General features: G+C 71.6%; 17 protein-coding genes. 2 read left to right on the top strand and 15 right to left on the bottom strand.

What is annotated here, in order from left to right; all coding sequences use genetic code 11:
- Positions 1-81: 81 nt before the first annotated feature.
- The 9 genes from AC0GKK_RS28030 to AC0GKK_RS27990 form a co-directional block, all read right to left on the bottom strand.
- A complete protein-coding gene (locus tag AC0GKK_RS28030; protein WP_489884177.1) occupies positions 82-7,428 on the bottom strand; it encodes an SNF2-related protein in 7,347 nt (2,448 codons plus the stop codon).
- A 56-nt stretch (positions 7,429-7,484) separates the two neighbouring features.
- Complete coding sequence (locus AC0GKK_RS28025) at positions 7,485-7,778, bottom strand: hypothetical protein (protein ID WP_357440018.1); 294 nt, start codon at positions 7,776-7,778, stop codon at positions 7,485-7,487.
- A gap of 202 nt (positions 7,779-7,980) precedes the next feature.
- Positions 7,981-8,619 carry a DUF4913 domain-containing protein gene (locus tag AC0GKK_RS28020; RefSeq protein ID WP_357440015.1) on the bottom strand — a complete coding sequence of 213 codons (639 nt, stop codon included), beginning with the start codon at positions 8,617-8,619 and terminating at the stop codon, positions 7,981-7,983.
- Positions 8,616-10,508 (bottom strand): type IV secretory system conjugative DNA transfer family protein, encoded by a 1,893-nt coding sequence (locus AC0GKK_RS28015; protein ID WP_357440012.1) that lies wholly within the window; start codon positions 10,506-10,508, stop codon positions 8,616-8,618. Before AC0GKK_RS28015 ends, AC0GKK_RS28020 begins: the two co-directional genes overlap by 4 nt.
- On the bottom strand, positions 10,508-11,989 hold the full coding sequence (locus tag AC0GKK_RS28010) for an ATP-binding protein (RefSeq protein WP_357440009.1): 1,482 nt from the start codon (positions 11,987-11,989) through the stop codon (positions 10,508-10,510). The genes AC0GKK_RS28015 and AC0GKK_RS28010 overlap by 1 nt, the downstream gene beginning before the upstream one ends.
- 43 nt (positions 11,990-12,032) lie before the next feature.
- On the bottom strand, positions 12,033-13,499 hold the full coding sequence (locus AC0GKK_RS28005) for an SCO6880 family protein (RefSeq protein WP_357440006.1): 1,467 nt from the start codon (positions 13,497-13,499) through the stop codon (positions 12,033-12,035).
- The gene (locus AC0GKK_RS28000; protein WP_345655113.1) at positions 13,496-14,830 is read right to left on the bottom strand and encodes a hypothetical protein; all 1,335 of its coding nucleotides are present in this window, start codon (positions 14,828-14,830) and stop codon (positions 13,496-13,498) included. The genes AC0GKK_RS28005 and AC0GKK_RS28000 overlap by 4 nt, the downstream gene beginning before the upstream one ends.
- 36 nt (positions 14,831-14,866) lie before the next feature.
- Positions 14,867-15,175 (bottom strand): hypothetical protein, encoded by a 309-nt coding sequence (locus AC0GKK_RS27995; protein WP_337826964.1) that lies wholly within the window; start codon positions 15,173-15,175, stop codon positions 14,867-14,869.
- 34 nt (positions 15,176-15,209) lie between these two features.
- A complete protein-coding gene (locus AC0GKK_RS27990) occupies positions 15,210-15,683 on the bottom strand; it encodes a hypothetical protein (protein ID WP_345655110.1) in 474 nt (157 codons plus the stop codon).
- 102 nt (positions 15,684-15,785) lie between these two features.
- Here AC0GKK_RS27990 and AC0GKK_RS27985 point away from each other — a divergent pair, with 102 nt between their 5' ends.
- Positions 15,786-16,391 carry a hypothetical protein gene (locus AC0GKK_RS27985; RefSeq protein ID WP_337826962.1) on the top strand — a complete coding sequence of 202 codons (606 nt, stop codon included), beginning with the start codon at positions 15,786-15,788 and terminating at the stop codon, positions 16,389-16,391.
- Positions 16,392-16,422: 31 nt separating this feature from the next.
- Here AC0GKK_RS27985 and AC0GKK_RS27980 read toward each other — a convergent pair whose 3' ends face one another.
- The 5 genes from AC0GKK_RS27980 to AC0GKK_RS27960 form a co-directional block, all read right to left on the bottom strand.
- A complete protein-coding gene (locus tag AC0GKK_RS27980) occupies positions 16,423-17,301 on the bottom strand; it encodes a trypsin-like serine peptidase (RefSeq protein WP_337826961.1) in 879 nt (292 codons plus the stop codon).
- A 29-nt stretch (positions 17,302-17,330) separates the two neighbouring features.
- Positions 17,331-19,595 (bottom strand): transglycosylase family protein, encoded by a 2,265-nt coding sequence (locus tag AC0GKK_RS27975; RefSeq protein WP_489884176.1) that lies wholly within the window; start codon positions 19,593-19,595, stop codon positions 17,331-17,333.
- Between the two features lie 115 nt (positions 19,596-19,710).
- Positions 19,711-20,820 (bottom strand): glycoside hydrolase family 16 protein, encoded by a 1,110-nt coding sequence (locus AC0GKK_RS27970; RefSeq protein WP_489884175.1) that lies wholly within the window; start codon positions 20,818-20,820, stop codon positions 19,711-19,713.
- Positions 20,817-22,214 carry an AAA family ATPase gene (locus AC0GKK_RS27965; protein ID WP_345655102.1) on the bottom strand — a complete coding sequence of 466 codons (1,398 nt, stop codon included), beginning with the start codon at positions 22,212-22,214 and terminating at the stop codon, positions 20,817-20,819. The genes AC0GKK_RS27970 and AC0GKK_RS27965 overlap by 4 nt, the downstream gene beginning before the upstream one ends.
- A 58-nt stretch (positions 22,215-22,272) precedes the next feature.
- The gene (locus AC0GKK_RS27960) at positions 22,273-23,250 is read right to left on the bottom strand and encodes a hypothetical protein (protein ID WP_489884174.1); all 978 of its coding nucleotides are present in this window, start codon (positions 23,248-23,250) and stop codon (positions 22,273-22,275) included.
- Between the two features lie 413 nt (positions 23,251-23,663).
- Here AC0GKK_RS27960 and AC0GKK_RS27955 point away from each other — a divergent pair, with 413 nt between their 5' ends.
- Positions 23,664-24,527 (top strand): hypothetical protein, encoded by an 864-nt coding sequence (locus AC0GKK_RS27955; RefSeq protein ID WP_345655096.1) that lies wholly within the window; start codon positions 23,664-23,666, stop codon positions 24,525-24,527.
- Between the two features lie 84 nt (positions 24,528-24,611).
- Here the strand turns inward: AC0GKK_RS27955 and AC0GKK_RS27950 are convergent, their stop codons facing one another.
- Positions 24,612-24,812 carry a hypothetical protein gene (locus AC0GKK_RS27950; RefSeq protein ID WP_337826956.1) on the bottom strand — a complete coding sequence of 67 codons (201 nt, stop codon included), beginning with the start codon at positions 24,810-24,812 and terminating at the stop codon, positions 24,612-24,614.
- Positions 24,813-24,854: the final 42 nt, after the last annotated feature.

The raw sequence follows: 24,854 nt of genomic DNA, 5'->3' as shown, positions 1-24,854 counted from the left end.
GTGCGTCAGCGTAGCGAGAACTGCACGGATCGACGATGCCGAAACGAGTGACCAAACGCTGTCCGGTGTGTGCGTGTGCGTTCATAGGCGCCGCCGAGCTACCGGGTGACGCTCCGGCTGCGGAGCCGGGCCAGGTGCGGGCGGGCCCGTGGGAGAAGGTGTCGAGCCCGAGTTCGGTGCCGCTCGGGGCGACCCGGCCGGGGGGCGGTGCGCGGCGAGAGCGGCAGCCACCGCCGCGGCGGACTGCTCGGCCTCGGCGACGGACTGCGACGAGTCCCCGGACGCGGGCGGCTCGGGCGCGGGGGACTCGGGATCGGCCGCCCCCGTGTCGGCGGGTCCGGCGGCGTCGGAGCTGCTCGGCTCGGGGGCGGCGAGCCCGGCCATCTCCGCGTCGATCTCCCGCACGCGGGCACGTGCCTGTTCCAGCTCCGCGGCGTGGGCGAACGGACGCTCGAGCTGTTCTGTGGCGCGTTGGGTCTCCTCGCCGGTGCGTTGGAGGTCGTCCTGCACGCGGGTGAGCTTCTCGTCGAGGCCGGCGACCCGGTTCTCCATGCGCACGACCAGCGAGCCGGGCTTCTCGCTGGTAGACAGCTCAAGCAGTTGGGACTTGGAGCCTTCCACGACGCCGCCGTGGCTGGTCCCGGAGACCCGTAGCTCGTAGCCCGCGCGCGGCCCGGCGGACCACACGAACGCGTCGAAACTCTGGCCGCCGAGGCGGGCGATGCCGGGGATCTCGGTGGGCCGGGTGCTCTCCGGGCCGGTGGCCGCCGCCGTGAGCTGGCCGATCAGGACGGTGCCCGCTTCGTTGCGATCGGTGAGGCGTCGTCCCCCGGTCTCGATGGCGAACTGCTCGCCTCGGGTGTCGGTGCGGCGCTCGATCGCCGCGCGCAGCGCCTCGATCTCGGCCTCCAGGCCAGGGACCCGGCCCTCGTTGACCTCGATCGTGTAGCGCAGCCGGGAGCGGGTCTGCACGTGCGAGCGTTCGAGGCGTTCCAGCTTGGTCAGCTCGGCGTCGGCCTTGGCCTTGTCCAGCAGCAGCGGGTTCCCGGCGGCGAGTGCCTTGACCTCGTTGTAGTTGAGCGCGGTGTCGCCGATATCGCCCTCGATCTCCCGGACGTCGAGCCGGCCGTTCATCAGCTGCGAGATGAACGCGGCCTTGCGCGCCAGCGCCTGCCACATATAGGCGTCGAAGGTGCCTTCGACGACGTAGCGGTTCAAGGCGATCTCGCTGTACTGGTTGCCCCGGCGCAGCGCCCGGCCGTCACGCTGGGCCAGGTCGGCCGGGCGCCACGGGCAGTCCAGATGGTGCAGCGCCACTGCCCGGTTCTGGACGTTGGTGCCCACCCCCATCTTGGAAGTGCTGCCGATGAGCACCGAGACCTCGCCTGCGCGGCAGGCCTCGAACAGCTCGGCCTTCTTCCGGTCGTTGGCGGCCTCGTGGATGAACCGGACCCGCTCGCGGGGCAGGCCTCGTTCGACGAGCTGGTCGCGCAGCTCGGCGTAGACGTTCCAGCCCGGCCGCTTCGCGCCGTCGCCGGGGGTGCCGAGGTCGCAGAAGACCAGCTGGAAGCCCCCGCGGCGCGGATGAGGCTCGCCGTCGGCGTCGAGGAACTCGTCATCGCTGTGGGCGTGGTGGATCCGCGCGATCTCGTCAGCGGCGATTTCGATCTTGGACTCCCCGAACGGCATGTCCCGGCCCAGGAGTCGTAGATCGAGCGCGCCGGCGCGGCCGTCGCTGGAGATCTTGAGCATGTTGTCGACGTCCGGGAGCACCGCACGGGCCTGGACCTGCTCGGCACGGTCGCCCAGCTCGGAGATGAGCTGCTGCTGCCCTTCGGTGGCCGGGATCAGGAAGGTCCGGGGTGCGCGCTGGCCGTCCTCGGGGCGCGGCAGCAGATCCGGGCGGGGCAGGTTGAGGTCGTCGGCGGTCTTGACGTCACCGGAGACCCACCACATGCGCAGTAGCTCGGGGACGTTGTGGAAGCGGGCGAAGCGGCCCTTCATCCGGAAGCTGCTGCCGTCGGGCGACAGCTCGACGTCCGACACGGTCGCGGCGAACGTCGCCGCCCAGGCGTCGAAGTTCAGCACGCCTGCTTGTTCGAGCAGGTCAGGGCGCAGGTAGCGCTGCATGACGTGCGCCTCGGTGATCGAGTTCGCGATCGGGGTCGCGGTGGCCAGGGTGACCACCCGGTGCCCGTGCTTGTTACGCAGGTAGTGCAGCTTCATGTCGAGGTCCTGGGCCCGGTTGGAGCCGTCGATCGCTGCGCCGGCGATGTTGCTGGCGGTGCGCAGGTTCTTGTAGTCGTGGGCCTCGTCGACGACCACGTAGTCGATGCCGGTGGCCTCGAACGTGACCGCGGGGTCGTAGTCGCGGGCGATCTTCTCCTTGATGCGCTCCTGGGCGTTGTCGAGCCGCTGCTGCATCCGCTTGACGGCGCGGTTGCTGCTGCCTTCGGCGCGGCCTCGTTCCAGTGCTTCGCGCAGCGTCTCGAGCTCGGCGTCGAGGTAGGCCTCCTGCGCCTCGGGGCGCATCGGGATCCGCTCGAACGCCCCGCGGGTGATGATGACCGCGTCCCAGTCACCGGTGGCCACCCGGGCGACGAAGGCGCGGCGGGCGTCCTTGCGCAGGTCGGCCGAGGAGGCGGCGAGGATCCGGGCCCGGGGGTAGAGCTGCTGGAACTCTCGGGACCACTGTTCGATCATGTGGTTCGGGATGACGATGCAGGGCTTGCGGACCATCTGCAGGCGGCGCAGCTCCATGACCCCGATCGCCATCTCGGCGGTCTTACCGGCGCCGACCTCGTGGTAGAGCCCGACGGCGGGCTCGGAGATCATTCGGGCGACCGCGGCGTACTGGTGTGGGTTCGGCTCGAAGGTGCGGGTCAGGCCGGGCAGCGACAGCGTGACGTCGTCGTAGTTGCGCAGCACCGTGGAGTTGAAGCGGTCGTTGTAGACGCGCGCGAGCTCTGTGGCGCGCTTCGGGTCCTCCCAGACCCACTCGGAGAACCGCTGCGCGAGTTCGTCGGCCTTGGCCTGCGCGGCGGTGGTGGCGGCCGGGTTGAGCACATGGCGGGTCGTCGGGGACCCGTCGGCGGTGAGGGTCTCGATCTCGTCGCGCACCACGATCGACTTCTGGGCCAGCAGCGCGGCGGCGAGTTTCGGGGCCGGGTAGCGCTCGGTTCCCCAGGTGCTGGTGGCCGCGACGGAGAACTCGTTGCCCTTGACCTCCCAGTTGGTGCCGTAGGTGTGCTCGACGCTCAGCCGCGGTTCGTCGAGGGTCTCGCGCAGGAAGGTCTGCACGTAGCCGGCCTCGATCCACGGCACCCCGAGGCGGGCCACGATGTCCTCGGGGGCGATGTCGGGTGGGAGGACCTCGCGCAGCGCGGCGGCGTTGGCGGCGTAGGCAGGCTCGTCCTCCGCGGCGGCGAGCGCCTGATCGAGCTTGCGGCGCACGTGGCCGGACAGGTATTCCGCGGCGGGAACGAGCTGGCCGTCGCGCGCGGGGTCGGCGAAGACCAGCTCGCCGAGCGAGGTACGGGCCTCGGTCTCGTCGACGCCGAGCAGCCGCGCGATCTCGGACAGCTCCACCTGCCCGTGGGTGTCCATGCAGATGGCCAGCGCTTCGGCCGGGGTGTCGGCGCCGCGGGCCGGGGTCCGCGGGGCGATGACCCGGTCGCTGAAGACGTCGGCCTTGGTCGCGGTGCCGGTGCTGGCGTCGAACACCTCCAGCGCGAGCACGATCGGTGCTCGCGGGTCGGCCCGGAAGCCGCCGAGCTTGTCGACGATGCGGGCCTGGATGTCGTTGCCGGCCTCGTCGACGCGGCCGGTGCGACGCCACTTGAACCGGTTGATCGGGCCGTAGCGGTCGACGTAGGCGTCGTAGTGGCGGTTCAGGTCCGCGCGCAGCTCCTCGATGCTCTCGGAGTGCTCGAAGGTCGCCGCTTCGGCTTCGAGCAGCGTGACGGTGGTGTCGCGCAGCTCGAGCAGCGCCCGCAGCTCGGCCTGACGGCTCTTGGGGACCTCGAACGGCTCCACGGCACCGTCGGTGACCTGCTGGAACTGCCCGTCCGCGTCGATGAGCAGGTGCCCGTCCTCCAGGTCCAGCTCCGGGCCGGGCAGGGCTGCGCGCTGAGGAACCTCGGGCAGGGTCGGGGAGTGGAGCAGCGCGTCGCGGCGGGCGCGGTCGACGACCTGGGCCAGGCGCTCGGCGAGCAACTCGGCCGCGGGCCGGTCGGAGACCACCCGTGGTTCAGCGGAGCTGTACTGCCCGGACCCGCTGGTCAGGGTCCCGCACAGCATCTCGGGGTGCTGGACGAACCAGGAGTTCATCCGCACCTGTTCGTCGCCGATGTCGACGACCTCGGTCAGCTCCCAGTCGAACGGCTGGGGCGCGCGGTCGGGTTCACGGCGGCGGAACACCAGCAGGTCGGTGATGACGTCGGTGCCGGCGGTGCGCTGGTGGGCGGCCTGGGGCAGTCGGATGGCGCCGACGAGGTCGGCGAGCTCGGCCATCTCGCGGCGGGCGGAGGGGTTGCGGGCGTCGAGGGTGTAGCGGGAGGTGATCGCTGCGACCAGACCGCCCGGGGCGGTCAGGTGCAGGCTCTTGATCAAGAAGTGGTTGTGGATCGAGTGGCGGCCGGTGTTGTGGACCTTGTCGCTGAGCACGGTGCGGGCGAACGGGACGTTGCCCACGACGAGGTCGAAGCTGCCGTTGGGGAAGCGGCTCTCGGCGAAGGACTCGCTGCGGATCTGGGCCTGGGGCTGCAACGCGGACGCGATCGCCGCGGTGGTCGGCTCCACCTCGACCCCGACCACCTGCGCGCCGGCCGGGGCCAGCCCGATGTAGTTGCCGGTCCCGCAGCCGGGTTCGAGGACCCGCCCGCGCTCAAAGCCCAGCTCGCTCACCGCCGTCCAGACCTGTTCGACCAGGTCGGGGTCGGTGTAGTGGGCGTTGAGCATGCTGGAGCGGGCGCGAGCGAGCTCGGTGGCGTCGAGCATCTCGGCGAGCTGGTCGCGGGCCCAGGACATCTCGGGGCGCAGGTCGTCGAAGACCTCGGGGACCGCGCCCCACCCGGACCAGCGCGCCAGCTCTGCCTGTTGGGCTTCGGTGGCCGGCTGGTCGCCGAGGGAGCGCAGGGTGGACAGTGCGGCGAGGTTGGCCTGTACCCGCGCCTTGGCACCGGTGGGTGGGCGCACCGAGCCCGGCCGGAACTGGCCCGCCGCGGCGGGCTGTTGTTCCTGCTCGGTCACGGCAGGCTCCGACGGCGTGGCCGGGACCGTCGGCGCGGGCGGCTCGGCGGCGGTCTCGGCGGTGCCCGGCGATCCCGGGTCGAGCTGCCGGGCGGAGGTCTCGCTGTTGCGGGCGTCGCGTTCGGCCGCGGCCTCGCCGGCCCGGCGGCCGATGTCGGGGTTGAGCTGGCCGATGCGGGCGATCAGCTCGTCGCGCCAGGTGCGCTCGTCGGCGATGATGGCCGGTTCGAGCATCGCGTCGAGTTGGTCGAAGCCGAGCCGGTCCAGCACGGCCTGCCGTGCCGGTGCCGGGAGCGCTGCGATGGTCGCCGACCACTGCTCCGGGGTCTGCATCCCTTCGTCGCGGGCGTAGAGCCGCAACACGGTGGTCGTGGCCAGCTCGGCGGCCCGCTCCTGCGGGCTGCGGGTCAGGGCCGCGAGCTCATCGGACTCTTCCCGGTTCTCGGGAGCGGGGGAGGCGGCCGGTGTGGTGGCCTGGGCGGCAGCCTTGTCCTGCTGCGCTTTCTCGTAGCGTTCGCGGGCTTCGCGTCGGGAGGCCTCCCGGCGCTGCCTGTGCTCGGCTTCTTCGTGGCGGCGCGTCTCGCGCCACTCGGGGGTCTCGATGTCGAACGCGGCCGTTTCCCCGGGGCCGGCGACCCGCCAGGTGTGGGCGTCGCTGGTGCGCACCCACACTCGGCCGTCCGCGGTCCGGCGCATCCGGACATCGCCGGACATACGGGCTACGACACGGTCCTCGACACCGGGCCCGCCGCTCGCCTCGACCTCTGCGAGCGCCGGGCCGGACCCGGTTGCTGCCTGTCGGGCGCGGTCGAGCTGCTGCTGACGCGTGTCGAGCTGGTCGATCTCGTCGGTCCAGCCGAACGGCTTCGTGCGCTGCAGCTCGGCCCGCCACCGCTGATCGAGCGCGGCCAGCCGGTTGATCTCGGCGACCGGTAGCGCGGCCAGGTCGTCGGGCAGCGGTCCCGGCTCGACAGGCTTGTCGGCGATCATCTGCCGGGCTCGGGCCTGCAGGCTGCGGGGCAGCACGCGGGGGTCGAGGTCGTGGTCGACCACGCGCTGGAGGTCGGCTCGGTGACCGTCGGGGCGGGTGTCCTGCAGCGTCTCGCCGCCGATGTTGATGACCGGGACGGGGGTGTCGTTGCGTTTGTCGCGCACGGGCGTCCTGCCGGATGCATCGTGATAGGCGACGTCGACGTGCCCGGCGCGACCCGGGTCGACCGACACCACGAATCCGCGGTCGCCCTGATTCCAGGACACGAAGTCGCCGGGTAGTAGCGCCGACGCGGGCACGGTTGGGTAGTCCCCGGCGGGGATGCCGTAGCCGTTGACGAACGCGACTGGGCCGGCCGGGTCGACTCGATCGTCGAGCTCCGAGCCCGTGGCTGCCGGAGCGGGCGGCGTGGCCGGGGACTCGGGGCGGGGCCCGGAAGTCTCGGCGGCCGGGCCGCGGTCGGCCTCGGGCTCGGGTGGGCTCGCCGTCTGTGGCTCGGCAGGGGTGATCGTGGCCTGCACGGTCTGGCTCGGACCGTCGCCGGTCGTCGGGTCCGGCAGCGCCGCGACCCGCCGACGCAGCGCGAACAGGCCCTGTTCCTCGGCGGCGTAGCGGCGTCGGTCGCCCGCATCGGGCACGCGGCCGGGGCCGCGCAGGTTCGTGGCGGTGATGCCGAGTTCGTTGTCGAGCGTGGCGAGCATCGCGCGCTTGTCGTGGACCCGCAGCGTGGCGCCGTCGGCGGTGGGGTAGCCGCCGTAGAGGTCGTCCTGCTCGGGGTCGTCGTCGAGCACGTCGGTGATGCGGATCCGCAGCAGGTTTGCCGTCACCTCGGTCAGGGCGACCTCGGCGGCGTCGGGGAAGCGCGCCGGGTCGTCGGACTCCGGCCCGCGTGCGGCCGCCGGGGGACTGCTCTGCGGGGCCGTGACGGGTTCCGGTGCGGCGGGTGCGGGTGTCGCCTGCTCGGCCGGTACCGGCGGGGCCGATTGCGGCCGTGGCGCGGTGGTCGCGGCCTGCGCGGCGATGTGGCCGTCGATCAGGGACCGGACCCGGTCCCAGTACTCGTGACGGCCCGGGTCGAGACGTGCTGCCTGGTCCATCAGGGAGCGGGCGGTCACGAGCTCACCGGCGTCGAACCGGGCGCGTGCTTGGACCGAGATGCGCTCGGCCTGCTCAGGGTCCGGACGCACCGGCGACTCGCCAACCAGGCCCGGGCCCGGTGCCGGTGCGGGGGCTGGGCCTGGTTCTACCGGTGCGGCTCGGTCGGAGTCGGGTCGTCCGCCTCCGGGGGCAGCAGAACTCGCTCGGCGAGGACCTGCTCCTGGGCCTGGGCCTGGATCCGGTTGAGCCGGCCCACCTGGTCCAGGTAGGTCCCCGCTGGGCCCTCCTGGTTGGCCCGGTCCGCTGCCAGGGTCTCGATCTCCTCCTGCACCTCGAGGCCCAGCGTCGTGAAGTGCTGCTGCGGGTTCGTGATCTGGGCGTACCGGTTGGGCAGGTGCGTCTGCCAGTGCTGTATCGCCTGGCGTCCGTAGCGGTTCATCGGTGTCCTCCTGATCAGTCGATGGCACCTCGGCCGCGGACACGGGGGGCTCGGTGGGGTCGGGTCCGCCGAACAGGGCCTCCAGCGGAAGCGGCTCCTGGTTCATGGAGCGGCGACGGCTTGGTCGGGGCACTGATTGTCCTCCCTGCTCACGCTGGCGCATCCGGCGACACGGGGTCTGAGCCGCCCGAAATCGGGCTGGCTATAGCTGGTCGAGCTGCTCGTCGAGGACGAAGAAGTACTCCGGGGGCGGGTCGAGTTGCCCGAGCTTGGTCACGAAACGCTCGGTGCCGTGGCGTCCGCCCTCGCAGGCGCTGAACGGGCCGTGCTCGTCCATCAGCGTCGCGAGCTGGCGGTCGAGGTGGTCGTAGTAGGTCGCCAGGGCGTTGCCCTCACCCGTGGCGATCGCTTCGGTCCAGGACCGGCGCAGCGCATCGAAGCGTGCGATCGCCTCCGGGTGCAGCCACCAGCTACGACACCAGCGCAGCTGGCCCTTGTTCTGCGGCAGCCGGCGTTCGAGCAGCTGGGCGATGTGGTCGCGCACCCACGGGACGAGCTCGCGCATGTCCAGACCGGTGTCGGGTTCTTCCGGTTGCGCTGCGGCCGGTGCGGCGGTGTCGTCTGACTCTGGGGTCTCACCGTCGGGAGGCAGGAACTCGGCAGGCTCCGGCACGGCGTCCTCGATCGCATCGAGAGCACCGGCGATGTCCTCCACCCGGTCGTCGAGCTCCCGCAGCCGAGCGGACAGGGTCGCGCGGTCGGCGCGCAGCTGGGTGAGTTCGGCGAGTACCGCCGGCCAGTCACCGGCGGCGATGTCCCCGCTGGGCTCCGGGTCGGTCATGTCGTCCGACCGCGGGGGTCGCGCTCGCGGGCGGCGAGGCGCTGGGCGAGCGGGTTGCGGGGCCCGAGCGCGGACACCGCCGACTGGCGGACCTGGGCGGTGGCCTCGGCGGCGTGAGCGCTGATCGTCTCGGCGTCGCCTTCGCGGTACCAGGGCATCAGCTCCAGAAGCACCGGTCGGCGCCCGGCGGAGAGCAGGATGGCGTGGCGCTTGTCGAGCGAGCCCACGTCGGCGACGGTCATGACCGGCTTCTCCCGCATCGACGTCGAGGTGGAGCCGCCACCACGGCCGTACTGGTGGGAGTAGGTCGGCACCTCCAGCGGCCCGATGAGGTCGCTGATCCAGCGCGCGAACTCGGGGTCCTGCACCCCGGCACCGACCAGCTTGATCGTGGCCGCCGACCACATCTTGTCCATCCCGGACTTGCCCCAGACCGCGACGCCCTGCTGGTAGGACTGCAGAAACGACAGGACCTGGATGCTCATCGACCCGAAGTAGGAGTACAGGTCGGGCAGGTTCGCGATGGGGCACACGTTGGCGGCCTCGTCGAGCACCGGGCGCAGCGGGGGATCGAGCCGCCCGCCCTGGGCGGTGGCGGCCTGGGCGGCGATGCGCAGCAGGTGATCGACCAGGGCGGCGACGACCGGGGCACCGCTGCCGGCGCCTTCGCGGGTGAGCAGATAGAGGGTGTCGCGGGGGACCGGGTCGCCGGAACTGTCGGTCCGGTAGCCGACCAGGAACCGCCACGGGTCGAACTCCTCCACCGGAACCCGGGGCGGGTCCCGCCACGTCGAGGGCGGGGTGACCAGGCGGGCGACAGCCTCGGACTCCAGGGCCCCGAGGGCTGTCAGCGCGGTCTCGAACAGGCCACCGCGCGTCTCGGCAGGGGCTTCCTGCAGCCCCCGCAGGCCCTCGGCGATCTCGGTGAAGCCGCCGTCCTCCAGCAGGTCGACCGGTTCATTGGCTTGGGTGGCCAGCCATCTGCGGACGTCGCGCAGGCTCCGGTCGGGGCTGCACGAGGCCGCCAGGACGAGCTGAGTGAGCAGCCGCTCGGCGCCTCTGGTGAAGAAGGGGTTGGCGTCGTTGGAGTTGCCGGCACCGACGGTGCGGGAGAAGTGAGCGACCAGATACCCGGCATCGGCCAGGTCCTTGATGTCGGCGAGCGGGTTCCACCACCAGCTCTGCTCGACCCCGGCGATGCCTTGCGGGTCGGCGACGAAGGTACGGCCCAACTCGGCGCGCAGCCCGATGGTCAAGGTGTAGACGTCGACCTTGTTGCTGGTCGCGATGACCGGGCCGGGCGCGGAGAGGATCGCGGGCACGACCTGGGCAGAGGTCTTGTTCGACCGCGGCCCGGCGATCTCGAGCATCACGTCTTCCTCGGAGGCATACAGCAGCCGCGACTCGCCGACGCCGCCGAGCCGGCGCCCCAGGCACAGCCCCAGGTCCCGGTTGTCGATGCGGTCCTGCCCGGCCAGGGACGGGCGCAGCTGCACTGCCCGCTTCTGCGCTGCACGACCGCGCATGTCGCGGGTGTCGCGGTGACCGGCCATCGCCGAGCGCGGTTCGCCCCGCCCACCCTTGCGGGAACCGATCCAGACCCCGACGCCGACGACGAGCCCGAGTACGAGGACCAGCCCCACGGCCAGCACGGACCAGAACACCGGGCGCGAGCCCTCGGCCCCGATCAGGGGGTCGAGGGTGCCCGTCCCGGCTGCGGAGACCATCGCCCGCAGCGTCGGCCCCCCGAAGCCCGGGACAGCCTCGGCCGCGGCGCCGGCGGCCGTCCAGCAGCACGTCATCGCCGCGAACCCCGCACCGAGGACCCCGAACCCGACCAGGGGGACGGCGAGCTGCTGCCACGGGATCGGCGCCGCAGGCGTGCTCATCAGGCGTGTCCGGTGCGGGGCTGCCAGGCGGTGTCGGTGTTGTAGAGGTCGCGTTCGCTGGGCATCAGCGACAGGGCGACGGGCAACCCCATCCGTTCACCGGACTTGATCAGGTACCGGCCCCGGCCGGGGTGGGTGCTGCCGGTCATCCAGGTCGGCGGCGCGGCCCAGGCCCGCACCATTGCGGCCTCCGACGCGGTGAGCGGGCTGATCTCGTTGATCGCGGCGAGCTCCTTGTCGGCCATGCCGCCGAGCACCATGACGCCGTTGCGTTGGGCCATGCCGCGGGCCTTGGCCCGGTCGGCCTCGGTGGGCAGCGCTTCGAGGTCGTCGAGGGAGTGGGTGACCTGCGCGGAGATCTCGCCGCGGTGGCGGCCCAGGCGGGTGACCCGGTCGGAGCGTTCCACCAGCCCGGGGGCGACGCGCAGCGCGCGCCAGAGCTCGTCCTGGATGCGGAAGATGTTGCGGTGGCGGCCCGTCGCCGCCGAGCCGTCGATGACCGCGGCCGCCCACGCCCAGGACGAGAGCATCGCTGCGGCCACGACTTCGTCCTCGTCGTCGTCGAGGGCGGAGATGTCCAGTGACAGCGCCGGGGTGTCGAGGTCGGCGGTGATCGAGGACTGGCGGTCGAACAGGCCCCGGATCGCGCCGGCGCAGAGCAGCTCCAAGGTGTTGACCAGGTCCCTGGCGTCGCGGCGGAAGGCCAGCGTGGAGTCGCAGGCAGCGATGTCGAGCAGCAGCAAGGGCGGGCTGACCAGGATCCGCACGACGTCGGGGATGATCGGCTCCTCGCCGTCGGTGGTGCCATCAACGCACAGGTCGAGTGCGGCACCGAGCAGGCGTCGTTCGGTCACGCTGATCTCGGCGCGGCGCACGATGACCACGAGCGCTTCGAGCAGCGACAGCCGACGGGCGCGGATGGTTTCCGAGAGCCGGGCGTGTTCGTCGCCGCTGGTCTGGGCGAGTGCGGCCCGCAGGGGGCCGGCGTCGAGCGGGTTGAGCGAGTGCAGGCCCCGCCCGATCCGCCACACGCGCCCGTCGAGGTGCTCGACCAGGCGGGTGTACTCGCCCTTGACATCACCGGGGACCACGGCGGTGAACCCGAACGCGACCAGCCCGGTCATCAGGCGTTTCACGATCGTCGACTTGCCGATGCCGGGCTGGCCCTGGATCCACATGCCGGTGTTGGACACCAGCCCCTGTCGCAGCCACTCCGCCGGGTCGAGTCCCACGGGCTCGGCGGTGTGCATGTGGTGGCCGATGGGCACCCCGGGCGGTGCGGCGCCCGAGCTGACCGCGAACGGGAACATCCCGCACACCTGAGTGGTCGTGCCCTGCCACATCACCCCGGGCTCGGCGCTGGCCGCACGCCCGCCGCCGGGCAGCGCCCACCCCAGAGCCCGGGGTACCGGGCGACCGCGATACGGCTCACCGGGGTCGAGCTGCTGGTGCTGCTGCGGGGGCAGGGAGATCGTGGTCACGGAAGGCTCCTGGTCGAGCGGTGGGACGAGGCGCATCGGTGGGTCATTTGCGGGGGCGGCGGGCCAGCTCGGCAGGGTTGATCCCGAGCCCGAGGGAGGCGACGAACCCGGTGATCTGCGCGCCGCGCAGGCGCCGGAGCCGCACCTTGGCCTGCCCGGCGCGCTGTTCGACGTCGGCGGTCGCGGCGGGCATCTGCTCGGCGTCGAAGACGGTGGTGGTCACGTACAGGGTGAACCGGCCGACGCCGGCGCCCTCGGCCTCTTCGCGGGCGCTCTGCACCGCGCGCGAGAGATCGTCGCGGTCACGCTGGGTCTCGTCGCGCTTGGTCTTGTGCGCCCACATCCGACGGACCTGGGTGTTGGTGATCTCGCGCTCGACCTCGTCGGCGGCGGCCCCGGCCGAGAGCGGCTCGTAGAGCAGGCTCACCCGTCGTGCGAACGGGCCCGCGGCCAGCAGCGGCACCAGCACGCGGTCCATCACCGACTGGCGAGGTGCCTCGACCATCGCCCACGACACCGACAGCCCCGAGTCGTGCTGCCAATGATCCCAGCTCTCCTGGAAGCTGACCGGGCCCGCCTCGGCCCAGCGCAGCAGTTCGTCGGAGTGCTCGTCGTAGTCGGTCAGGTCCGAGCGGCTGGCCGGGTCGTAGGCGACCCGCAGCCGCCCGGTCAACCAGGCGGCCGTCGCGCGGCCGCGCACCGCGACGCCCGCCATGGCCAGGTGGGACTCCAGCCCGGGCAGCCAGCGTGTCACCTCGGCGACACCGGCGGCCAGATCCGGCGGTCGGGGTGTGGCCAGGGCCGGGTCGAAGGTCACCGAGACCCGGCAGTCGACCTCGGCGGACGAGGACGGGGCGGTGGCGGCGAGCTCGGCCATGACCGCTTGCGCGGAGGCCGGGGCGCGCGGGTCGATGCGATCGTTGACGTAGTCGCGCAGGGTGGTGCCCCCGGTCGGGGACGTGTCGATGGTGACCGCGACGTGGCGGATCATCGGCTGGTATCCCAGGTCGGCCAGGAACGCGCCCCAGTTCGCGACCCAGGCGTCCGCCTGGCCCTGATCGGCCAGGTCCAGCCCGACCGGCGAGACCCGCAACACCGCGGTCAGCCATCCGGTGCGGCGGTCCCAGAGCAGGCCCTGCTTGCCGCCGCGCCCGTCATCGGTGGACAACGGCACGATCGGCCCCATCGGGCCGGGAAGGTCGTGGCGGCGCAGGTGGTCGGTGACCATCCCGCCGGTGCGTTCGGTCCAGCCGGCCGCCTTGCTGCGGGTGAAACGCAGACGTCGCATAACCACATCCGAAAGTGAGCTACCACCGATCTTGATAACCACTGCGCCGATCACGAGAGCACCGAGGACCAGGGCGACCGCGCCTGCCCGGCCCGAGAAATTCAGCACCGTGACGGGGATGGCGATCGCGAGGAAGACAGTCATGGTCTGGCCCGTGCCGAGCTGACCGATGCCGAACCCGCGGGGCGGGCGCCAGTTCCCGTAGGTGCGGGGCGCGGTCACTGATTACCTCCTTGCCCGGACGGTCCGGCACCGTCCGGTCCTTTACTCGGTGGTGCACCGCCGAGATCCTGTGGTTGCGAGGCGAAGCTGTCGGCGGCTGCCCGGCCCTTCTGCACCGCGCTCCCGGCCACCGCAGCCGCGGCGCCCGCGGGGCCGGCCGCTGCGGCGGCGCCCCCGGCTGCAGCGCCCCCGGCGGCACCTGCCCCGGCGGCTCCACCGGCGCTTTGGCCTGCTGCGGCCCCTCCTGCGGGGGGCCCTCCTCGTGCCGCCGCAGCCCCGGACGACCCACCGCCCGGTGTGCCACCGCCCTGCTTGGACGAGGACGAGGAATGGGGATGTGGGCTGCCGGTCGAACCGCCACCGCCCCCCGGCGGCCCACCGGTGCCCTGTCGGCCCCCGCCTCCGGCTCCACCGGCGGGCAGCGCCTTCTGGCTGCCTCCGCCCGTCGGGGTGGCGGCGCCCTGGGCCCATCCCGGGGCGCTACCGGGGCCGGTCATCTCCTGGCGCCGCGAGGAACCGACCGCACCCATCGACACCGCGCCGGTCGCAGCACCGGCGATCACGCCGCCGGCAGAGCCCCCGCCGCCGACCGCTACCTGCGCCCAGCTGAAGAACTTCAACGCTGCGGGCAGCGCGACCACGGCAATGAGCAGGACCACGATCCCGGTCAGGACGGCGACGAAGTCCTCGCCCTCGGCGACCAACCCCAGCCCGATCGCATAGATCAGCGCCGCCAGCGGCTTGTAGATCACCAAGCCGATCAGCCAGGCCACCATCGTCGGCAGCCAGCGGCGCGTGGCGTTGGTCAGCACTCCCGCCGCCGCCAGCGGCAGCAACGCGACAAGCACCAGGATCGCGGCCTGCCGAAACAGCAGAATGAGCCACTGGATCAACCCCAGAACTACCACGGCCAGCGCTACGACAAGTTTCAAGGTGGGAACGATCGGTGCGTTCCCGAACGTGCTGTTGACCTGCTCGCCGAACGCCGGGAGCGTGTTTTCGAGCAGCGCTCGTGACAGCTCGTCCGCCATGTCGAGCGCAAGATTGAGGGCGAGTAGGGCCGTGGCGTTCACGACGGCGAACTTCAACAGGCCGAGGCCGACCTCAACCAGTGGTTCCCGTCGCCCCGAGATCATCAGGCGGCCGAGCTGGGCCAGCATCGACACCGCCAGAATCAGCATGGCGATAGGTCCGACGAAATCGCTGACCGCGCGCACCTGCGTGACCTGCTGCAGTGGCGACGGCACCAGCAGCCACCAGGTCATCAACATGCCCAGAAGTTCGCCGGCCGCATCCCCGAAGTCGTCGGCCAAGAAGTCGATTACGAACATGCGTGTGCGCGATCCCCGTCAATCAGGTAAAGGCGGTCATACGACGAGCGCGAAAATCGACGGAAGTGCCCCCATGACCGCGACCCCGAGAAGTACCATTCCGATTTTTTCGATGCCGCTGACCGCGTAGCCGCTGCGGTTTTTCGAACCGGTCATGATCAGCCCGACACCGATGAGGCCGGCACCTGCGGCGAGTACCAGCAGTACGGCTTTCATCGTGGCGATGATGGTGTTGGCGTTCTCCCCGAGTTTTCCGGGCAGCTGGCCAGGGCCCGGATCCGGGATGAGCGGTGGCGGGCTCTGCGGCAGGGAGTAGACGTCGAGGACGCTGAGGAGTTGAGACACGGCAAGGCGCTCCGGAAGTGAAGGTGGCTGCTGATCAGGCGGTGCGGGATCGGTGGCCGCTGTTCTGTTTGATGACTTCTCCGACCAGCGCCCGAAGGGCCTTGGCGAAGGTGCGGACCCCCTTGGGGAGGTCCTGCTCGGCCTCGGTGAGCACAGTCGCGGCCCTGTCGTGGGGCGACTCGACGTCGCGCCAGTCAGCGACCAGCGGGATCCGGACCACCGAGCTCACGTACGGCTCGGTGATGTGCACCTTGTTCTGCGTGTTCGGCCCCCAGGCCGCGTTCGGCACGTCGTCGACGATCGCCAGGACCGGCGGCGGAGCGGCGGCCGGGGTGTACTGCAGCGCACGCTGAGCGGAGTGCAACGAGTTCGACGTCGAACGGCACACGAGCACGTGCACGGGACGGTGGGCGCGGTAGATCCCGGCGTCGTAACCATGGAGCGCTTCAGCAAGCAGAGTCGTGCCGACTCCACCCAGAACACCCGCCACGATCGGAGGTTCGCGCACGTCTGTCACCGTCCTCAGACTGACGATTTTCAGGCCGCGGATAGACTACACTTTGTATCTTCTTGGGTGGCAAGATGATACGAATCTTGTGGGGGGTCCGACGTGTCTCTGATTGAGTCCGGCCCGGAGGGCGCACCGCCGGGGCGGCTGCGCAACCTCGCACGCTGGGCAGGCGTAGGCATCGCCGTCGGTCTGCTCGTCGGCGGCATGTACGCGGCATGTGTGCCCGGCCAGCACACCGACCCCACAGCGCCCGATGAGGCGGCGCCCGGCGCCGCACAGACCGCCGGGCCCCACGCCGCCCCCGACCACGACCCGCTGACGACCGCGCGCCGCTGGCTGAAAGCCTCCCGGACGGTGAGCTTCACCGACCCACGCCCGGTCACCTGGACCGAGCGGGTCGCCCCGGTACTGACCGGGGCCGCCGCGGCGGACAACACCGCCACCGCGCAGAACCCCGCGACCGGGGCGGGCTGGGAGCAGCTGGTCGCCGACCGGTGCAGCACCACGGTCAGCGAGATCGGCGCGGTGATCCCTCCCGAGGCCCCGCGCACCGACCGCCAGGTCTATGTCCAGGTGACCGGGACCGTGCGGACCGGGTGCGAGGTCGCCGACGGGCTGACGGCGCCCCCGGAGCAGACGGCAGCCACCGTCGCGCTCACCCTCGAGCCCGATGGCCTGTGGCGCGTGAGCGAACGGCTCTACTGAGCCGCACCGCACCAGCAGCGACCGGGCGAGCTCACTGTGTGCCGGCGCCACCGGTCAGGGAAGCCGAGTCCGCGGCGTCGTAGATGGTGCGGGCGGCCTCGTCGAACAGCGGGGAGACCAGCGACGTGTCGTCGCCACCAGAGACCACCCCGACCAGCTGACCGCGCCCATCGGGCGCGTCCGGGCCGGCCAGCCACGGCCCGCCGGAGGCACCCTCGGTCATGTCGCAGTCCATCGCGAGCACCCGCCCAGCGGGCTGGCCGGGTTCGCGGGCGAACTCCTCGACCGCGGCCGAGCCGATGCAGCCGCGCAGCGACTGGCCGTCGTAGCTGCCCAGGGCCGGATAGCCGAGCGCGGCGACCTCGACCTGCTCGCCGACCGTCCAGCGGACCCCCTGGGCGCCGAGGACCTGCTCGGGTAGGCGGCCCTCGCGCGGCAGCAGGGACACGAACGCGAAATCGGTGTCGGCGGCGACGTCCTCGATCGGGGAGTTGGCCTGTTGCCACGCCGGCGGCAGGAAGGCGGTGTCGACCGCCCACCGCCCGTAGGGCTCCTCCCCGCCGGCCCAACCGGGAATGAAGTGCGCGCCGTCGAGCCGCCAGGCCCCGTCGAGCCACACACAGTGCGCCGCGGTGGCCAGCAGCCGCCGTGACTGCGATGCGACCACCGCGGCCGAACACTGGTGGCGGCCGCCGTCGACGACCAGGACCCCGACCGAGGACGCCGAGAGCCCGCCGACGATCGGGCCCGCCTGCCCCCGCACCGGCAGCCCCCCACCCGGACCGTCACCGGCCGGGCCCGGGGCGGTCACCTGCAGGCCCGCGATCCGCGGGCCAGTCGGGGAGTCGGAGGCCGGGAGCACGCACGCCAGCACCACGGCCACCACCGCGGCCACCGGCAGCGCGCTCATCCTGCGGATCGTCATCAGGGTGCGTCGGCCTAGTTCAGGCCCAGCTGGGCAGAGCAGGACGGCCAGGCATTCCAGCCCTGTTCAGCCTGGACCTTCTCGGCGACGGCGATCTGCTCTTCCTTGCTCGCCTCGTGTGCCTGACCTTCGCCACCGAAGGCCTGCCACGTGCTCGGCGAGAACTGCAGGCCGCCGGAGTAGCCGTTACCGGTGTTGGTCGACCAGTCACCGCTGGCCTCACACTCGGCGAGACTATCCCAGGTCGAGGTGTCGGTCCCGCCGGTCTCGCCGCCCGTGGCGGCCGGGGTCGCCTGCGCCCCCTCAGGATCGCGGGGCTGCTCACCCCCGCCGTCGTCGGCCGGCTCCTCCGGTGCCGAATCGTCCTCGGCCGGGGCGCCCGACTCCTGCCCGCCCCCGCCAGCGGCCTCCTCGTCGTCGCTGGAGCGGTCGGTCGACTCGTCCGAGGACGAGCCCGGTTCGGACCCAGCGCTGTCGGCGGCGGAGTCCGAGTCCGGCTCGTCGTCGAGGTCGATCCCTTCGAGCTTCTCCAGCACGCTCTCGGCGGTCGGGTCGATGTCGGCCGCTGCCTCGGCCTTCTCGGTCAGCTCCTCGACGGCGGGCTTCAACCCCGGACCGTCCGAGGAACCACCCGGTGACGAGCCCGAGCCGGAACCCGAGTCGCGGCTGATGGAGGTACTGGTGTCGGACCGGTCGGTCCCCGAGTCCCCCGACGAGGCGGCGGAGTCGCTGCTTCCCGAGCTGTCCGCGTCGTTGCTGGTGGAGTCACGGCTGGTCGAGCCCGAGCCACCGGAACCGGTCGACCCGGACCCGGTGTCGGAACTGCTGGTCTGCGACGAGGTCGAGGAGCTGTCCGACCCGGTGTCGCCGAGGTTGTTGAGCTCGTCGAGCTTGTCCAGATCGGCAGGCTCGGCGCCGAGCTTCTCGAGCTGCTCGCGGTCGACCACCTGCAGCACCGAGTCCCGCACGCTGCCGGCCTCGGTGTCCTTGCTGGCCCCGAGGGTCTGCATGAGCTCGCCGACCAGCTCGATCGCGGCCTGGGCCTTCTCCAGGTCCTCCGGTGAGCCGCTACCACCCGACGAGTCCGACGAACTCGACGACGTCGAGCTGGAACCGCTGTCCGACCCCGAGTCGCTGCTGTCCGTGTCGCGGTCCGCGGAGCCGGAACCAGCCGAGTCCGACCCGGCGGAGCCGGAGCCGGAGTCGTCCTCGTCGCCTGCGGCGGTGTCGTCGGCCGAGGAGCTGGCATCCGAATCGGAGGAGTCCTCATCCTCGTCGTCCGCGCCGATCGCCTCCGACGCCGACCCGGAGCCGCTGCCGGTGTCGCGGCTCGAATCGTCGGCCGAGTCCGCACCACCAGACCTGCTGGAATCCTCGCTGCCGGAGCTGCTCGAATCCTCGCCGTCGGAGCCGTCGGAGTCCTCGTCCGATTCCGAGTCCTCACCGGAGGGCTCGCCGCCGCCGGAGGACTCGGACTCCCCGCCGTCCTCCGGCGGATCCTCAGCCGGGGCCGCCGGGGCCGCCGGGGCCGCCGGGGCCGCCGGGGCCGCCGGGGCTGCCGGCGCGGCGGGGGCGGGTGCGTTCACCGCGGCCGGCGCGGCGGTGGCTTCGGCCTGGTCGGTGCAGGTGGTCTCCGGCAGCGGCGGTTCGGCCTGACGGTTCGGGTTCGCCGCGGCGGGCCCCTTCCCGGAACCCGAACTGCTCACCGCCGGAGACGGCGCGACCGCCTCCTGTGCGGCCTCGCGGGCGGACTCGACCGCGCCGACCGCGTTGTCGGCAGCACCACCGAGGGACTGGCCGATGCCTTCCAACGTGCCGCCCTCGTCACCGGGCGGGGGCGGTTGCTTGGGCAGCAGGTCCGCCGGGGTCGGGCCGAGCCCTTCCTTGGCGAGCACTACCGCGATCTTGTGCAGCTGCGGATCGGTGGTGCCGTTGAGCTGGTCGGAGACATCGACGGCCTTCTGCCGCCACCCGGGCGGCTGCGTCGCCGGGGTGAACCCCAGCCCGGCCAGCTCGCGGGCCACGTCCTGCTGGCGCGGGTCGCCGCTCACGGCGAGGCGGGTCATCAGCGCCCGGGTCTGAGTACGGGTGTCGCGGGCGGCCGCGAGCTGGCGCACCGTCTTCCCGGTGTTGCAGCCATCAGCGGTCAGGCCGACCTCGGCCGAGAGCGGACCCGCCACGAACGCCATGCCCAGCAGCGCGGTCGCGGTGAGGATGGCGATCGGGGTGCGCCGCGGCCGCGGCGCGGTCTGGGCGGGATCGGACTGGAGTGGGATCACTCCGTAGCGGTTGCGAGAAATACGCATCTCACGGACTCCGTGATGTGATCGGGGGTGCTCACCGGAAATCGGGCTCGGATACGCGCCGAGCGCGTCAACGAAGTGCGGCCATCGATCAGCCCTTGCTGTTCTGTTCTTCGGTCAGCGATGTGCTCGAATCGGAATCGGTGGAGCCCTCACTGCCTTCGGAGTCGGTCGAGGAACCCTCCCCCTCGTCCAGAGACCACTGCTTGACCCAGTCCACATGCATCTCCCCGGGGTCGCTGTCGCCCTTGGGGAACCAGTCGAGCTGGATGCACAGGTGCATCGGGCCGGGCGGCAGGATCGAGGTGTCGGTGGTCTTCCACCACTCCTCACCGTCGAGGAACGTGGTGACACCGTCCGGGGTCCACTCGACCGCCCAGTTGTGCCACTCCGTGGCGTCGACCTCGACCTTGCCCTGGACCTGGGAGTTGTCGGCGCCGTAGTGCAGGAAGATGTTCACCTCGTCGCGGTCATGACTCATGATCTCCATGAAGTCGATCTCGCCGCCGACCGGGAAGTCCTCCGCCGTGGGCCACAACAGCAGCAGCGCGTTGTAGGACGGGGACCCCTTCGGGGCCTTCACCCGGCCCTCCCAGCGGCCGTACTTCTGCGAGTTGCCCGACCAGGCCATGCCCCCGGTGGTGCCGTCCCCGGTGCCCTCAATGGTGAGGATCCCGTCGGAGACCGACGCCGCGTCCGGGCTCCGGACCCCGTTGCCGGCGTGGCCGGGGCCGTCGTAGAAGTTCCAGCCGCCGTCGAGGTCCTCGAAGTCGTCGACCACGTCGGGCTCGCCCCAATCGAACGCCTCCGCCGCGGTCGCGCCCTGCGCCCCGGACCCCGCGCTCGAGCCGCTGCCCGAACCCCCACCGGACCCCGAGCCGCCACCAGACCCACTGCCCGAGCCGCTACCGGAACCCGAGCCGGATCCGGAGCCGTCCTCGTCCTGGTCGTCGTCCCCGCTGCCCCCGGAACCGGTCTCGGTGCAGGACTCCGGGACGAAGTCCGCCTTGTCGGCGCCCTCGCTGACCAGCGCCTGGCGGATGCGCTTGGCACGCTTGGAATTGTCGCCCTCCAGCTCGGCGAGCACGTGCGAGGCGGTGATCCGCCACTCGCAGTCCACCCCGTCGTCCGGGGCGGCCAGGACGCTGCCGGTCAACGAGGTGGTCAGCGCGAGCGCCACACCGGCCAGCTTCTGCCTCACTCCCGACTCGTCTCGGGACGGAACCCGTGCGTGGCCAACCCCCCGTGGCGGGGGTGGTTGAAGTTGTCGGCGACGGTGGCGGCCAGTTCGAGAACGGCATCGCGGGTCCCGGGGGCCAGCGCATCGAAGTCGATCTGGCTACCGGCCTGCAGGTGCGGGTCCGGCGGCAGCTCGACCACGGCACGGCACCGGGCGTCGAAGTAGCCACGGATGACCGACTCGTCGATCTGGGCCGACTGCCGGTCACGCGAGAGCACCACGATCACGTGCTCGAGCAGCGCCTCGTGGCCGTGTGTGGCCAGCCAGTGCATCGTCTTGCGTGCCCGCGAGGCGCCGTCATGAGTCGGGGCGCCGACAATGACCAGCGAATCCGCGTGCGTTAGTGTGGCCTGCAGAGCTGAATGCATCAGGCCAGTGCCAGAATCAGTGATGATCACCTCAAAATACTTCGACAAAAGCTTTAGCACCGATTCGTAGTCTTCGGCCGAAAAGGCCTCCGACAATTCGGGGTCCTGCTCACTGGTCAGGACCTGAAGTCGGCGGGTGAGGTGGGTGAAGCGGGCCAGATCGGTCGAGGACCGGATGTTGGAGATGTTGTCGAGCAGGTCACGGACGGTGCTCTGCGCGGCGAGCTTCTCCCCGACCAGGCGGTCGCCGAGGGTGCCCGCGTCGGGGTTGGCGTCCATGGCGATGACGCGGTCCCCGCGGTACTCGGCCAGCCCCAGGCCTAGCGTCGCGCTCACCGTCGTCTTCCCGACCCCGCCCTTGAGGCTGATCACCGCGGTGCTGTGCGCGCCGTGCAGTCGAGTCTGAATGCGCTCCAGCTGCTTGCGCAGCCGCACCTCGGCCTGGGACAGGCCGGGGTTGATGCGTCCGTTGGTGATGCTGTAGCAGAACCCGCGCCAGCCCTCGGTGGGGCGGGCCTTGCGCTGCCGCACTGCCTCGCCCAGCAGGTCATCGTCGGCCTCCCACTGCGGCCGGTAGACCGCGGGCCGCTCCGGGGCAGGGCTGTCGACCTCGTTGGGTGAGGTCGGCGCGGCGCCGCGGGCAAGCCCGGCCGGTGGCAGAGGCGTCTCGCGACCGCCCGACGCCGGGGCAGCGCCGGAGCCGGCAGAGGCCCGACGGTCCGGGGCAGGCGAGGTGGACGATGCATCGCGCTCGGCCGTCGGTCGCGCAGCGGCGTCGTCGGGGCTGTCCGTGCGCTCCTCGCCCTGGGCCCAGGGCAGGGGAGCGGGCCGCAGTCGCGCACGGCGGCCGTCGATCGGGGTCGGAGCGCTGGCAGCGGTCTCGGTGGCGTTCGCGGTCGTGTCGCTGAAGACCGGGGCCTCCCAGGTGCGCTGCAGCGACGGCGTCGGGGTGGTCGAGGAGGGCTCGGGGGCCGATGCGTTGGTCATGAGGAGTTCCCAGTCGTGAACGAGGGGCCGGGCAGGAGGGGATGGCGGGGCACGGCGGTCAGCCGCTGTCGGCGGGAGGCAAGGCGAACAGCTCGACGACCAGATGACCGAGGTCATGGCGGCGCACCGGGATCCCCAGGCGCTGCCAGATGCTCATCACCTGTCTCCACCCCGGGGCGCTCGCCGCGGGAACGGCCGACCAGCGCGCGCCCAAGGGCAGCTCCGGTCGGGGTGGCGAGGGCCCGGCCGAGGACTCGTCGCCGACACCGTCGGAGTCGTGCTCGGCGTCGTGGTCCTCGGCGTCGGCGTCGGCGGCCGGTTCCGGCTCGGGGATCCGCTCGAACACCTCGACCAGCACCTTCACATCGACGGTGATGCCGTGGCTGTAGGGCAGGACCTCCCCGGCGCGGGCCTGCACGGCTCGCCACCGGCCCTTACCCGGCTTGTCGCCGGGCCAGCCCAGCAACGCGTCCGAGCGTCGCGCAAGGTAGGGCTCGAGGGCCATCCGGCGTCGATCCGGGTCGTCCTCGTCGCAGGACAGGTAGTCCAGTGCGAAGCACTCCGCGAGCTGGCGAGCCTCGTCGACCCCGACCGGGCGCAGCGCCTCGACCGGGCGGTCGACCGTGGTGCGCGCGGCGCGGGCGTCGTCGCTGGCCCGCCCGGAGGGCAGATAGAGGTCCTGGTCCGTGCTGTCCTGGGTGACCCAACGCCCGGACGGCAGCGGGCTCTGCGGAATCTCCGACGCCGCGTCCCTGCCCTGCTGCGGCGCAGGGAACGTCACCGTCAGCTCGGAGTAATAGTCCTCAGGGGTCATCGTCGGCTGCGTCGGACCCTCCCGGTAGAGGGCCGTGGCGCCGTTGACCGGCCGCTGCTCGTCGGGGAAGTAGTCCTCGTCGCCGTCACCGTCCCCGTAGCCCGGATCGTGGAACTCGGGCTCGTAGTCGACGTAGGGCTCGGCCTGCTCGGAGCCGTCTACGTAGGCGACCTCGTCGCCCCGCTCAGCTGTGTCCGGCGCAGCAGCCTCGGCACCGGCCACGGCAGGGGGCGGGCCTGATGAGGCCGGGGGTCGCTGTCGGGGGCGCGGGGGTGCCTCGTCCGCGCCCCACCACGGGGGTAGCGCCGGGGGTGCCGCACGCGTACGCCGGCCGATCACCACCACGTCTCACCTCCGCACGTCAGCCGCCGTGCTGCGAGCTCACCTCCCCGAGCACGGAGGCGAGCGTTGAGACGGCCGTCAGCGCGCGAACTGTACTACATAGTGATTGCAGAAATATACGCTCAGTATCAACTGTCACGGCGCAGATGTTGGGCGCCTGGAAAGGGTGATCCAGGCGTACGGCTGGCAGCAGTGCGCAGGGTGACTGACGAGTAGGCTTCGTCACGCTCGCCCCGGGCGCAGTCCGGGAGCTTGCCGCTGAACGGGAGCAGCCGAACGAAGGAACGCCGCCCATGGCCGAGGAACACAGCACGCAGGCGGCGAACGGTGCGCGCAGTGGATCGGCAAAGAGAGTGGCTTCCAGCCGCCCGACAGCACAGAGCAAACCGCATTCCGACAGCGGATCCGCTGTGGCCGACGCCGAGTTCACCGCCCGGATGAACAGCCTGTTCGCCACGGTGCTCAACGACGACGGCCAGGAATACTCGGTCTCCGACGTCGTCCGCTGGATCAATGCCACCGGCGGATGGAGCTCCCGCGAACGCCTCAACGCGCTGCGGAAGGGGAAGGCGGTCACCGACCTGCGGCCCGATTCGCTCGAGGCAGTCAAGGTCGCCGAGTTCTTCCGCGTCCCCGCTTCCTACTTCACCGCCCCACAGCCGCCTCAGATCGACGGCGCCGAGCAGCACCGGCTCATCCAGCAGCGGCTGAGCAGCTACCGGCGCGGCACCATCCCGCAACGCGTGTACTACCTTTTCACTGTGGTCGTGCAGGCCGACGGCCGCCCCTACCCGGCCACCTATGTGGCGCGCTGGATCAACGCCAATGGCGGCAAGATCACCAACGTTTACATCCAGAAACTGACCTCCGGAGAACGCGGCGAGCGACCCCAGTCGTCGTACCTGCAATGGATCGGCAAGTTCTTCGGCATGGGGCTGAGCTTCTTCTACGACGAAGACCCGCCCGAGGTCGACGGCCAGTACCAGAACGCGATCATCATGCTGCGCGATCCCGCCAGCGCCGAGCTCCAGCAGCTCTACGGCCGGCTCAGCCCGCTGCAGCAGCAGGGTGTGCGGCAACTGATGATCACGCTGGCCCGCGACAACGACCCCACGTTCGTCGAGCCAGGCCGCCACGACGACGACCGCGACGACTGAAACTCCCTGCGTCCGTGAGTGCGTGACCGAGAGCGGTGAGCAGGCCGCCGAGCGGAGAGCGTTGACGGCCCGGCTCAGCCGGGCCTACTCGTAGACGATGTCGAGGTCGAAGGAGTCCGCGTCGACGTCGTCCTCGATCGCGAGGACGTCGCGGCCCATCAGCTCGACCTCGCCCTCGAAGCGGGCCTGTGTGTAGAGGTCGCGCTCCGGGATGTGGATCAGCCAGAACTCGCCGTCGCGGCGCACGGTCGCCGTGTAGCGCGGCCTGCCGGAGTCAGGCCGCACCGTCCTGCCCCTCGTCGCGGAGCATCTGGCGCAACGCCTCGC

It is taken from the genome of Pseudonocardia sp. P-1, from assembly GCF_058111925.1.
The sequence above is the reverse complement of the archived record's forward strand: the minus strand, read 5'-3'. Positions and strand labels throughout refer to the sequence as shown.